At 37.2% G+C, this 13,911-nt stretch carries 9 protein-coding genes; 4 read left to right on the top strand and 5 right to left on the bottom strand.

Annotated features, from left to right (window positions below):
- Both M2373_RS15225 and M2373_RS15230 read right to left on the bottom strand, forming a co-directional pair.
- Window positions 1-2,334 carry a TonB-dependent siderophore receptor gene (locus tag M2373_RS15225; protein ID WP_259111903.1) on the bottom strand — a complete coding sequence of 778 codons (2,334 nt, stop codon included), beginning with the start codon at window positions 2,332-2,334 and terminating at the stop codon, window positions 1-3.
- A 644-nt stretch (window positions 2,335-2,978) separates the two neighbouring features.
- Window positions 2,979-3,239, bottom strand: a complete 261-nt coding sequence (locus M2373_RS15230; RefSeq protein WP_259111904.1) for an SWEET family sugar transporter — start codon at window positions 3,237-3,239, stop codon at window positions 2,979-2,981.
- Window positions 3,240-3,447: 208 nt separating this feature from the next.
- Between M2373_RS15230 and M2373_RS15235 the strand changes: the two genes are divergently transcribed.
- The gene (locus M2373_RS15235) at window positions 3,448-4,581 is read left to right on the top strand and encodes a 1-acyl-sn-glycerol-3-phosphate acyltransferase (RefSeq protein WP_259111905.1); all 1,134 of its coding nucleotides are present in this window, start codon (window positions 3,448-3,450) and stop codon (window positions 4,579-4,581) included.
- 73 nt (window positions 4,582-4,654) lie between these two features.
- Here M2373_RS15235 and M2373_RS15240 read toward each other — a convergent pair whose 3' ends face one another.
- Both M2373_RS15240 and M2373_RS15245 read right to left on the bottom strand, forming a co-directional pair.
- Window positions 4,655-4,876 (bottom strand): hypothetical protein, encoded by a 222-nt coding sequence (locus tag M2373_RS15240; protein ID WP_259111906.1) that lies wholly within the window; start codon window positions 4,874-4,876, stop codon window positions 4,655-4,657.
- A 325-nt stretch (window positions 4,877-5,201) separates the two neighbouring features.
- Window positions 5,202-5,612 carry a VOC family protein gene (locus M2373_RS15245; protein WP_259111907.1) on the bottom strand — a complete coding sequence of 137 codons (411 nt, stop codon included), beginning with the start codon at window positions 5,610-5,612 and terminating at the stop codon, window positions 5,202-5,204.
- A gap of 200 nt (window positions 5,613-5,812) precedes the next feature.
- On the opposite strand from M2373_RS15245, the gene M2373_RS15250 reads away from it, so the two are divergent.
- Together M2373_RS15250 and M2373_RS15255 are read left to right on the top strand one after the other, a co-directional pair.
- Complete coding sequence (locus tag M2373_RS15250; protein ID WP_259111908.1) at window positions 5,813-6,379, top strand: TetR/AcrR family transcriptional regulator; 567 nt, start codon at window positions 5,813-5,815, stop codon at window positions 6,377-6,379.
- Window positions 6,380-6,415: 36 nt separating this feature from the next.
- Window positions 6,416-7,849, top strand: coding sequence for an MFS transporter (locus M2373_RS15255; protein WP_259111909.1), 1,434 nt, complete (start codon window positions 6,416-6,418; stop codon window positions 7,847-7,849).
- Window positions 7,850-7,876: 27 nt separating this feature from the next.
- Here M2373_RS15255 and M2373_RS15260 read toward each other — a convergent pair whose 3' ends face one another.
- Window positions 7,877-12,382: a fibronectin type III domain-containing protein gene (locus M2373_RS15260; RefSeq protein ID WP_259111910.1), complete on the bottom strand. Its 4,506-nt coding sequence runs from the start codon at window positions 12,380-12,382 to the stop codon at window positions 7,877-7,879.
- A 520-nt stretch (window positions 12,383-12,902) separates the two neighbouring features.
- On the opposite strand from M2373_RS15260, the gene M2373_RS15265 reads away from it, so the two are divergent.
- Window positions 12,903-13,646 (top strand): LuxR C-terminal-related transcriptional regulator, encoded by a 744-nt coding sequence (locus tag M2373_RS15265; RefSeq protein WP_259111911.1) that lies wholly within the window; start codon window positions 12,903-12,905, stop codon window positions 13,644-13,646.
- Window positions 13,647-13,911: the final 265 nt, after the last annotated feature.

A 13,911-nucleotide genomic window follows, 5' to 3' on the forward strand; every position in this document is an offset into this window, starting at 1 on the left:
TTAAAATTTATAAGTAACCGTTATTAAATAATTTCTAGGGGTTCCGGGAAATAGTCTGAGATAGTTTTGAGCTCCGATCCAATAGGTTTTATTGGTCAGATTATTAATGTTAAAAGCCAGCTGAACCGGAGATTTTGCAGGAGCATAATACAATGCTGCATCTATCGTTGCATAAGCAGGAAGTTCAAAACTTCTTGTGAACCAGGGGATTTTTGAACTCTGATACAATATGCCTGTACCAATTCCGAAATCTTTGATCGCCTTTATTTTTGAAAAATTGTAGCGTGTCCAGAAGTTCACAGAGTTTCTAGAGGTATTTTCTTTTCTTTTTCCAATGAGACTGGGATCTGCATCATCAGTAATTTTAGCATCGATATAGCTGTAGCCGCCGTATATATGCCATTGAGGAAGAATATAACCTGTAAACTCGGCTTCAAAACCACGGCTTCGGTCGGCACCCCTCTGTATCAGCTCGTCAGGCTGAGCCGGATTATTGGCATTGATTAAAATATTTTTCTGATTAATCTCATACAATGCCATGCTCACGAAAATATTCCCGAAAATTTTTGCTTTCATCCCGATCTCTTTTAAATCGGATGTTAAAGGTTTGAATCTTGCCGCTGAGACCGAGCCTGTAAAACTGGCTGTGTTGGGCATTAGTGTTACAGTATTGGACTGCGGCTGATAACCTGTAAGATAGGTTCCGTACAGATTGATATTCTCCGTTAAACTATAGGTAATCCCCAATCTGTACAGCAGTTTACTGTTGCGGAATGAAGATTCGTCAGATTCTTTAAAATGGGTGATATCCTGAAACCATTCCTGACGTATTCCGGATAATATTTTGAATTTCTTCCAGGTGAGCAGATGCTGGATATATGCTGCATGGGTTGTTGTAAGGGCCGAAGGTAAAGGAGTAATGACATTAAGTTGATTAAAATCAGCACCCTGATGATTTTGTGCACCGGGATTTAAGTCAAATGGATCTACATTCGGTTTAGGAAGAGTGATTCCATTGTAATCTATTGTTTGATAAAGATTTGCATTGGCAGGATTATAGGAAGAAACAGCGGAACCATCCTTTAATAAATATCCTCTTGCAGCATTCTGCTGACCTCCTTTTCGTTTTTCCCAAATCTGACTGTCATAGCCGATCAAAGCCTGATGCTCGACCTGTCCTGTTTTAAAATTAAAGTTAAAATAAGCATTTATATTATCCACTTCCCATCTCTGCTGTCTTTGGATAAACTGCATCATCGCCAGGCTGGAAACAGGGTTGTTGTTTATATCCGGAGCAAAAGCATTGGTGGTACGGTGTTCCTGTAGATTTTCTTTCCAAAACTGCTTCATATAAGAGGCATTGAAGCTTATGTGTTTGTTAAAATGATGGGCAAAGCTTCCCATTAAAATAAGCTCTTTTGTTTTAAAAAAATCATCGGGAGCGCCTAAGTTTAATGTTTTTGGGGTGCTGTTGAGGTCTGTTTTTCCGGCAACAGCTCCAAAAATAGGCTGCCCTCTGTCGAGATTTCCGTGAAGATCATTGAAGATCATTTCAACATTTACTGAGGTTTTCTCATTCGGAATGAAGGTAATGGACGGAGAAATTAAAATCCCACTGTTATTCACATAATCTCTGAATGATTTAGCCTTTTGATAAGCTCCGTTAAAACGATACAGTAAAGTTTTACTTTTATTTAAAGGACCTGTAAGATCCGTCGTGATACGGTAGGTGTCAAAACTTCCGCCTGAAGCACTGATTTCATGACGGGGTTTTAACAATGGTTTTTTAGTCACCATATTGATTGTTCCTCCCGGATCTACACTGGACATTGTAATACTTGCCGGACCTTTGAAAATTTCAACACGTTCTATATTGGAGGTCATAGGCTGTAGAAAATAATATTGTCTGGTACGCATTCCATTGATGATCTGTCCTTCTTCATTCTGACTGATTCCCCGGATGTTATATTGATTATAGTAGCTGGAAGGGGAGACTCCGCTTACATTTTTCATGACGTCTCCAAGCTGAAAAGCCTGCCGGTCATTGATGAGCTCTTTCGTCACCGTATTTAAGGTTAGGGGAAGATCCTTATTCTTCATTGCTGTTTTAGTGGCGGCAAAAGAATAATCCGAAGTATAATCTTTTGATTTTCTGCCGATAATTTCTACCGTTTGTATGGTTGCTGCAGCAGAATCTTCTGTTTTTTGTGCATTCAGAGATGATGAGATAATGATCCCCAGCGCAAAATATCTGCCGGGTAAGCTGGAAATAAAATGAATTACTCCCGAATAATAAAAATTATGGGTATACATGGAATTTGTTGAAATAGACATTGTATATGCCTTATTAATAATTGAATATCTGTAACTATGCAGTACAAATATTCACGACATCAGACTACAGATTAAAGAATAATCTGCATTGAAAATAGAGTATAATGGTTTTATACTACAGCAACAAAGGCAGCAGGGGGAGCTCGTGAACTGAAAAAGTCGAGCAGACAGCGGTATGTAATTGCCTTCGGTTGAGGCATCTCACTGTCATTTAAAGTACTTAGAGTAAAATCTATTGTTAGCGCCTCAGGTATAAGGGTGTTATTCATGTGCATATGAAGGGCACACTGGCATTCGTCATCCTGAGAAAAGGTAGGTACATTCTCTTTTTTTGAGTCTTTTTTAGGGAATAATTTGGAAGTATTATGCTTCGCATGATCCAGACAAACGCTGATCCCACTGATATTAGAAACAAATATCAGCAATAATGAAAAAACAAAAAAGGCTCTGAGAGATTTTTGCATAACCGGAGTCGCAAAAGTACAATTTAATTATTGAACTTGTTTAAAATTTTAAATTTTTGTAGTTGAAAAAATTTAAAATTGCGGATTATATCAGAAGAAACGATACCGGATTTTTAATAGTTTTCTCAGGAAAAATTAAATGATAACCTTATTAAATAAATGCTCGGTAGCTAGATTGTTTTAAAGAGCAGTAATGAATGCGATAAGCCCGAAAACGACCCCCGGGAAATTAGCAATAGCAACAGGCCAGTCACGTTTCGGTTTCTTAAAAATACCGTAGGTCACCCATAATGTACAGTTAATTGCAGCAACCAGCGGCTGTATCCAGTCTCCTTTCTGTCCTTTGATATTATTGCTGATCTGTGGAATATATGAAACGTACATTGCCATTGCCGTTATGGTTGCAACCCATCCTAAAATTGATAAAAAATTATTATTCATTATAACTAATTTCTCTACAATATAGTAAAATATAAAAAAAAGGTCATTTACGGGGTTGATAATAACCCCTATATATTGCAGAATTATATTTGTAGCATAATTATTATGTTTAGATTTTGATCATGATAAATGGAATTGAGCCTCCAAACACTCTTTTTGATCAATAATTTTTTGTTCTTTTGCACTGCGTTTAATTTTAAATAAAAGTATGTCGAAGTTTGATGATATAAGGCCGTTTGATGATCACGAAGTTAATGATGCTCTGATGAGTATTGCCAAACACCCTATGATGAAGTCGTTGATGAATTTTACTTTTCCCGATAAGGATGAGAATTTTTGGTTTGAGGGATTTCAGAATATTCATTCGACAAGTGATTTTCAGCATCATTATATCTCACACACGATCCGTCAGATTCTGAAACAGAGTTCTGAAAATTTAAGCATCTCCGGATTTGACAAACTTGAAAAAGACAGCTCTTATTTATTTATATCCAATCACAGAGATATTGTACTGGATACTTCTCTTCTCAATTTGGTGTTGTTGGATAATGGCCTGATCATGACTTCTTCGGCAATAGGGGATAATCTTGTGCAGAAGCCTTTTCTGAATATACTTGCAAAACTGAATCGAAATTTTTTGGTTCAGAGAGGATTACCGCTTCGGGAACAGCTGAACAGTTCAAAAATAATGTCTGAATATATTGGCAGCCTTCTTCAGAACGAAAACCGTTCGGTATGGATTGCGCAGCGTGAGGGCAGAACCAAAGATGGGAACGATACCACCCAACAGGGAGTTTTAAAAATGCTTGCTATGGCAGCCGGTGATCAGCCTCTGGTTGACTTTTTTAAGGGTCTGAAAATAATTCCGCTGTCTATTTCATATGAATACGATCCTACGGATGTTCTTAAAATGCCGCAGCTTATGGCAAAATCCAGAAATGAAGTTTATATTAAAGATAAGAATGAAGATTTTACAACCATTCTGAGTGGCGTATTGGGGCAAAAAAAGCGTATTCATCTGCATGCAGGAGGTCTGCTGGATAAAGAGCTTGATGCCATTGTACTTGAATCTGACAATAAAAATAAACAGCTGCAGGCTATATCTCAGATTATTGATGATTCTATTATTAAAAATTATAAGCTTTGGCCTACCAATTTTATCGCTTTTGACTTACTTCATAACACTGCACAATATTCCGAAAATTATACGGAGGATGAAAAACAGCTATTCGAAAGAAGAATGGAAATGCGCATCGATAGTTCGGATACTTTGCTGAAAAACAGTTTTTTAGCTATGTATGCCAATCCTGTCGTTAATAAAATGAGACCGTGTTGCCTGTAAACTAATTCTCTCTCCTTTGTACAAAAACTTGTACCCATCAAATTATTTTTGAAATACGGTATAAATATTTGGTTTAAGTGGAGTAGACAGATCTGTTTTGAAAAATATTCATTCCTGCTATTTTGTTGCTTTTTGTATTATAAATGATTTCGACCGAAAAGTAGGATACTTCGTAAAGAGCATACTTTAAATTATCTATAATTTTTTCATTCATGATACGGCCTTGGTTGATAACAAGGTTATATTGGGTCTGCTGGTCCGGTAAATTCTGAAAATCGTAATAGGAAATGTTCATAGCTATTAATTTTATAAGATTAAATTAGTTCTTTGAGTAGATATACAATTTCTTTACCAATTCTATAGTAAATTATAAAATGTGGTATTTTTTTACCGGATAATGAAAGAATCCATGTATCATGATTTGAATCATATCATTTAAAATGAGATTATTAGTAATTTAGAATTCTCAAAAAAAACGTATAATTACCCTCCACACCACTTTATATTTAGTAACTTTTCTGAATTCCCTTTGATTTTCAAAGGGAATTTTACTATTCCGTGTGATGCATTTATTAAGAATAAACGAGTTCAGATTTTCTCTTTTTTTAACTCATTATTGATCACATTTTACCAGCAAATTTGCTGATTGATTCTTCACTTACTGGGGTGAAAAAATTAATCAGGTTACCATCAGGATCTTTAAACAACATCGATTTATTACCCCAAGGCATTGTAGTAGGTTCCTGTATCATGAGGGTTGACAGAAAATCTCTTAATTGTTGAAACTCCTGATCTACATCATCAACTAAAAATTCAATAATCGCCGAGCGGCTTTCTGCAAGGGCAGTTTCTGCTTTTGGACCAAAAAACTGCAATGTTCTTGTGCTTCCGATGGCAATAGTCGCTGAAGGTGTTTGCAGTTCAGCGAAATCCGGGGTGTATTGTATCACATTAATTTTTGTTATGTGTTCATAAAACTCGGTTAAACGGCTTACATGAGCAGTTATAATACGGATTGAAACGGCATTCATAGGATAAAGATTTAAATTTTCAACAAAAATAGATCAGTGTTGTGACAAGAGTATGTCAGTAGATTACGCATTATTTTAAATTTTAATTAATAATAACAAATACAAAAGTGGGAAAGGACTTTAAATAAAAGACTGGAAATTTTCAAATTAAAAAATAGATAGATCTATCTATTTTTATATCTTTGCATAAAGATAAAATCATGAATAAGAGTAATAGTGTAAAGGAGCGTATACTGGAAACGGCCTCCCGTTTATTTTATCAGCAGGGATTCAACAGCACCGGAATTAATCAGATTATAGCTGAAGCAGGTATTGCTATTGGATCGTTATACAAACATTATCCATCCAAAAATGATTTATTATATCACTATCTGCTGCATCAGGAAACGGAGTATTTTGCTCAGCTTGATGATGATCTTAAAAATGAGAAAAATCCTGTGCAAAAACTTTTGAAATTAATAGATTATCGTATTAGAATTCAGGAGCAAACTAACTGTCTGGGCTGCCATTTTATCAAAATAAATGCAGAAACAGGACGTCAGGATAAGCAGGTTGAACAATTGGTAAGCGGACATAAACAGAAACAGCGCGAATACCTTGGAAAAATCATTTCTGAAATCGAAACCACTCAGAAACTTCCCATAAAAAAACAGAATTTCATAGATACTGTCTTTCTGATGATCGAAGGTGCGGTGGTTTCTGCAAGTATTAACGGAAACACTGATGATCTGAAAACAACAAGAAAATTAATAAATCAGATGTTCTGATTTTTTTTACCTAGAATAGATAGATCACTCTATATAATGAAAAATAAAAATAAAAAATGGATTCAGCTGGTCATCCTTTTACTGGTTCATCTGATGACTATTGTTGATATATTTATTGTCAATGTTGCCATCCCTTCTATTCAAAAGGGCATGGGATCTTCTAACAGTATAACTCAGCTGGTTGTAGTGATGTATATGATAGGATTTGCTTCATTTTTAATAATCGGTGGGAAAACGGGAGACTATTACGGGCGAAAACAGACATTTATTCTGGGGCTGTTATTTTTTATGATCAGCTCTGCGGGATGTGGTTTTGCGGAAACATCCGGACAGCTTATTTTTTTAAGATTTATTCAGGGAATCAGTGCAGGCTTTATGTCTCCACAGGTATTATCTTACATACAGATTCTGTTTAAAGATCACAGAAACCGGACCTATGCTATGGGCTGGTACGGGATTGCTATTGGGATAGGAACAATGTTGGGACAATTTCTCGGCGGTTTTTTGGTTGAACTGAAGCCTGTATTTGTCGCGCAGCCATGGCAGTATATTTTTCTTATTAATATTCCGATTTGCATTATTACGATAATTCTTGCAAAATATTATCTTACTCCTTCTAAAGATATTTCTGCATCACAAATGGATTATACAAGTGCTTGTATTGTGAGTCTGGGACTGGTTATGCTGATATTTTCCTTAACAGTGGGCATTGAGCAGAATACTTACCTCATCGTCATTCCCTTAATACTGTCGATTGGATTTCTTCTGATTTTTATATTCAGGCAAAAAATAAGGAAATCAAAAAATAAAGAACCTCTTTTGGATATGGATCTCTTTAAGAACCGGAATTTTAATCTGGCGATTTCAGCAGCTGCTCTTTTTATGCTGATGTTGGACGCTTATTTTTTTGTTCTTGCTGTTTTTTTACAAAAAGGATTGGGCTTATCTCCCGGTCATGCAGGTTATTTTGTTGTATTTCAGGGAGCCGGATTTATTCTTGCTTCTTTGTTTTCAGCCAGGCTGGTGCTGTATTTTGGAAAAAAGGTCTTGATTTTCGGCGTTCTTTTGATTATGTTGACGCTTATCATTCAGTTAGGATTATTTTATTGTCACAGAATTGATGCAGCAGGATATCTGGTCATAGCATTACACGGATTTGGAGTCGCTTTGGTACTGCCGTCATTTGCTAATATAGCTCTTAAAGGTCTGCCTGAAAAATTGACAGGAAATGCATCAGGAGTTTATTCTACATTACAGCAATTGTTTGGAGCATTGGGAATAGCATGTACAGGTAGAATTTTTTATCATTTCTCAGGACAGAATTATGATTATAAATCAGTATATACCGGTCTTTTATACAGTACGTATGTTCACCTGCTGTGTCTTACAGGTGTATTTATAATTCTGATCTGTTTGCCCAAATCCATACTTCCAGCTCAAACATCCATAAAAAAGGCTGTATCACAATGATACAGCCTTAATTTTCAGTAAAAATTATTATTCTTTAATAAATTTATGGGTTACGGTTTTCTGCATATCTTCAATTTCTATAATATACATGCCGTTGATAAGATTACTTACATTGATTGCATTATTCAATATAACTCCGGAGGATACCATTCTTCCTACAGCGCTATAGATCTTATAATTGGCTTTCTTGCTGATATTTTTAACATTCAATACAGTACTTACAGGATTAGGATAAATTACAATATCTGTCTCATTGATTGAATTCGCAACTTTTTGTTTAGAAATTCTGACTGTATAGTCTTCAACTTCACCATTCTGGAAGTTTACACAGTTGACCGGAATTCCATCTTTCTGTAAAGCGACTCTCATGACTACATACTGGTGATCTGTCATGCTGATAAAGGCATTCGAAGGTACAGAAAATGAAGTGCTTGCTGTCGGATTGGTATTAGGACCGTCAGCCATAATTCTTTCATCGATGTCGAAATATCCGTTTCTGTTGAAGTCAATCCATATAGCCACTCCTGCATTAGCTCCTGAGCTTAAAGTTTTGTCAATGCTGATTTGATTTCCCGAAGACCCCTGAATCACTTCAATGAATTTTAACGGATTTCCTGTAAAATCAGAATAACTCGTTGCTGAAGTTTCATTTATCATTTCAGGCTTGCCATCTGGTTTTACAGTGACTTTTGAAATAAATTCTGTTGCAGAATTTGTGGATGACATCTGACAGTAAATGACAGTAGGTGTTGTAAAATAGTAAGGCTCCGTGTAATGGGTACCTGTTCCGCTACAAACATTCGTTACCTGCATTTCATATTTATTAAGTTCTAATAATCCGGTGATGATATAGGTATTGGTATTTACCGGAATTGTTGTCCAGCTCGGAATTCCTACTTTTCTGTATCTTAAGATATAAGAAGTTCCCGGAAATGCATCCCAGATTACTTCAGCCGTTGTAGGCGTAAGTGCAGTGATAGTAAGTCCCGGAGGCGGAATTTCACAAACTCTGATCGTCGTAAATACTTTAGGATTCGACCATGCATTCGGAGTTGTTTCACCCACACAGATATTGGCTACCTGTACTTCATAAGTTTTGAATGAACTCAGATTCTGGATGGTATACGAGTTAGCTGGCGGCTGGGGAATGGCAGGCTGATTCCATGGGATTGTTCCTACTTCCCGCCATCTTAAAATGTAATTGGCACTTGGTACAACAGGATTCCATGTCACAACTGCTGAATTAGAAGTGATATTACTTATCGTTACCGTTGGTGGAGTAGGATCACATCTTGTCTTAAATGTTTGTATCGGAGTATAGACACCGATTCCTGTGCTTCCGCAAACAGCAGCAACTCTCACTTCATACGTTGTAGCCGGTGTCAGACTGTTGATTGTTACCGGAGGATTTCCTCCCAAAACAGACAGGTTTAAAGTAGTCCAGGCAGATGCCGGTGTTGTCACGGGTCTGTATTCCAGAACAAAAGAGTTATTATTCGGAGAAACAGCCCATCCTATGATAACCGAATTATGGGTTATGGCTGAAAATGCAGGATTTCCGGGTGTCGTATTGTTACATAGTCTTAGTTGTACTGCATAATCTTCAACCTCACCGTTTGCAGCATCGGCGCACATAACGGGAGCACTTCCGCGTTTTAATACGACCCGCATTGTTGTTTTTAACGGACCTGTATACACTCCTGATGAAGGTACATTAAAGGAAGCTGTTACAGGAGTCGTAATACTTGAGGCTGAAGTCATTATTCTTTCAGCATCAGTGAAGATTCCGTCTCTGTCCCAGTCGATCCATGCATAGACAGCATCTGCAAATGAAGTTCCTGTCCATGATTTTGAAACAGACAACTGATTGTTCAGAGAACCTATTTCTAAGTTAATCAATGTGGCAGGAGTATTATAACTGATATAATTAGTCTGAACCGATGTATTGTCCATTATCGGAAAATTAACCGGAGTGACTTTTACATTCGAAATATGATCATTAGTTCCTGTACCATTCATATTACAATAACTTAATGCAGGTGTTGTAAAGCTCAAACTAGGAGAGAAAGCTCCCTGAACACCTCCGCAAATCGTTGCCACCTGCACCTGATAAGCCGTTTGCTCAGTAAGCATCGTAATGGTATGAAAACTCTGTCCTGCTGGTAATGTCAGACCGGCAGCATTCGGAAGCCATGCTCCTGCTGTTCCCTGTCTCCATCGGATAACATAGGTTGCGCTGGCAGCAGGCATCCATGAAACATAAGCTGTGCTGTGGGTAAGATTATTGACTGCGATATTGGTAGGCGGTACAGTTGTACAAGGTTGTAAATCTATGAATTTAACGTAATAATCTTCAACTTCACCATTACCGGTTAACGCTGTACAGGCATTGGCAGGCGTTAAAGAATAAACCATCACACGCATTTTGATTTTACTGTTTCCTGTATAGGCATTAGCAGGAACATTAAAATTGGCAGTAACCGGAGTTGTACTGGAATATCCTAAATTCATAATCCTTTCACCGCCCGGTGTCGTTGATGGGTTGTTGTTAAAGATTCCGTCACCGTTAAAATCGATCCATGCATTTGTAGTATAAGTTCCTGTAGCAATGGAACGTCCGACAGACAGTACATTATTCGCAGAACCCCGCAACAGCGTAATGGTTTTGGCCGGGTCTGTAGAATAATCGGTATAGGTCGTTGGTCCGGAAGTATTACTGGTTAAAGGGACATTGGTACCGATCATGGTGATATTACTGATATATCCATTGGTAACAGTTGCAGTCCCTGAGTTACAGTAAGTCAAGGCCGGAGTTGTAAAGCTCACAGGACCAGAAAATGCACCCTGCGTTCCACAGATGGTAGCGATCTCTACTTCGTACTGAGTGGTTTCTGTAAGACCGGGAAGGGTGACATTATTAGTAAAAGGAGTATTGACATTAATAGTCTGCCATGCTCCGGAAGGTAATACTCTATATCTCACGACATAGGTGGCATTTGCCGTAGCTGCCCACGAGACATTCGCTGATGTTGTGGTCATATTATTAACCGTAATATTAGCTGGAGGAGTATTGGTACATGGTGGTAAAGCGGTGCCGACTAGCTGTACTTTCGGAAGAACATTATATCTGCTTATTGCGGTAGGTGGATCTACAGGATCCGGATTTGTTGTGGCATTGTAATAAATCATTCCTCGGTTTGCCCCCGCAGAATAACTTCCCCAATTGGCTGTACAGGATGATCCCGCAGCATTTTCATCCACACCGATCACTATATTGCTTACTCCGTCCCATAGGAATGGTGTGCTTAAAGGTACTTCCACCCATGTTCCCGCAGTCATTGCCGGTAGAGTCCCGGAATACACCTGGGTTAAATTTGCAGAAGGTACCCAGCTTGTCGTGTTTGCAAAATCGGTTTGTGAAGTATTCCCCATATACACTACCCATTGGTTGTAAGTGGCCTGGGTAGTCGTCGTGGATACAAAAAATTTAACGGATGTTATCGAATTGTTGGTTCCTACTGCGGCTGCAATTTCCGGTGCCAGATAAATCTGTTGTGAATAATTAAATGCAGAGCACGAATAAACAGGCAAAAAGGCATGAGTAGCAGTACCGCCACCGATTTGTCCGGGTGTAAACGGAGCTCCGGCAACCCAAAGTGATTTGTCGGTAGCCGAACAGACCGATCTTACCCACCAGTAATAGGTTGTTCCGGCAATAAGTAAGCTTAGGTTAGCTGTTGTTCCGGATGCCGCTGTTCCGGGAGTTGCCGCAACAGGAGGAGTATTCGTGGTGGTGTAATAATATTCATATCCATTGGCTGGAGCAGGAGCCGGGGCAAGTGGTGCGGTCCAGTTTATCGTTCCTGAATTAGGCGCAATATTGGTCGCCGGTAGAGTAGTAGGTTCAAAGCATGAAGGTGCCTGAATCACCTGTACTTCATCCAGCAGAATATCATCATAAAAATCCCCACCGCCGGCAACATCTTTATCAACCGTGAATTTTAACTGAATGGTGGTTCCTACATAGCTTGCCGCCAGAGGAATTCCTACGGTTCTCCATTCGGGGTGATTGGTATTGCTGGACCAGATCTGCACCCATCCGCTGCCGTTATTCACTTCAAGCTTCAGTTGATTGTTTTCTGCTGCGGGTACTGTTCCGTTAAGTCCTGTTAAATGATCTTTAAACCATTCGAATTTAACATAAGGATTTGCCAGTCCTGTTAAATTAATCTGTGGGCTGATTAGCTCTACAGTGTGTTCGTTAGCAAGTGGGGTAGACGCATCAACCCATGCAAAAGTTCCTGCCGGCTTGCCGCCATTTCCGGTTGCTCCATATCCTGCAGCTCCTGTAAATTTCCATTTTACATTCGTACTGGTAGATGTGGAAGTGGGATTCTGATTGACCCAGCATGCTGGAAGTCCGCCGGTACTGAATGACTGTAAAAACGGTACCGGCAGTGGGGCGCATGTCTGTCCTGAGACAGATAAGGCAAAAGCCATTAAAAAACTGATAATAAGTAAAGTTTTTCTCATATATTATTTATTTAAGGATAGTCAAAAAATATAAACCACTTAGCAATTTGTAATATTGTTAAGCGCAGATAAAATATACCCTGTTTTTCAGAATATTATCGCGTATAAAATATCACTATATGGTGATATTAAACCGCAGCGATTATTTGAACCAATTTTATGATAATTAAACTTTTTAAGTTTTAATTTAATATGATGAATAAAGTAGGTTATTCGTTTAAATTGGTTGAAGTACAATTAAAAACAAATGCCACAAGACTTTAAATTTTCTTGCAGTAAGGATATTCTATATTAAAGATGATTTTATAGCAATTTTAAAATCATTGAAATTTGTAATAAAGTTATAGTCTGAGTATAACGTAATAGCCTAATTGATTGTGGAATTTTTTCATTTTGGAATTGGATTTTTTTAAAATTTTATATAATTACTAATATAAAGGTAAAAATAATTTAATAAAATTTTAATATTACTATACTTTTGTATAGTTTTGATACTAAGTTTTATCAGATCAAAATTTGTATGAATGAGATTATAAATTCACTTTGGAAAGATAGCCATTCAAAAGGAAAAAATGTTTCAAAACAATACCTTGAAGTACTTAAAGTGCTTGCCAGAAGCAGTTTTGGCTGTATTTACATAGTGGATCTGAAAAAAGAAAAAATCGAATTTATTTCACAAAACCCATACCTTTTTTCAGGATTAAAATCTGTGGAGGTCGAAAAATTAGGATATAATTTTTATCGTCAATACACCAAAACAGAGGATCTTGAAATTCTCAGAAAAGTGAATACTTCAGGATTCAAATTCTTTGAATGCCTTCCCGCTGAAGAAAAAACATCCCACACGATTACTTATGATTTCCATATTAAAAATACGAATAATATCGATGTACTGATCAACCATAAGCTTACACCTATAGAATTGTGTGAAGAAGGAAATATTTCCAAAATTGTATGTGTCGTTTCTTATTCTCTTAAACGTACGGCTGGAAATATTCGTATTGTGTCGGAGACATCAGATGTTTTGTGGCATTATAATCTGAGTACCGGAAAATGGCAGGAAGAATTTAAAGTTTCACTAAAGCCACGAGAAAGAGAGATTATCAGACTTTATCTTCGGGGGTTAACCATCGAAGAGATTGCTGAAGAACTTTTTGTTTCTGCCAGTACAGTTAAGTTTCACAGAAGTAAGTTATTTGAAAAAATAGGAGTGAATAATATAACAGAAGCAATATCGTATGTTGTAGAGAATAAATTAATTTGAGAATTACTACAATCGTTATCATTAAACCAATAATTCTCAAAAAACTAAGTGTATATCTGAAGTTAGTTTGGACAAATCTGATCATTATGTATAAATATACTTTCAATTAACCCGTTGTGCATTTTAATTTGTTTTCGTCACTTCGATACGATTTTTGAAAAAAATCGTATCGAGAAGTTTGTAATTTTGAAGATGAATTTGTTCTAGATACATTTTTTATCCACTTTGTTATGAAAAAACACTCGAACCGACTAATCTAATACCA

It is taken from the genome of Chryseobacterium sp. JUb7, from assembly GCF_024806495.1.
GTDB lineage: Bacteria > Bacteroidota > Bacteroidia > Flavobacteriales > Weeksellaceae > Chryseobacterium.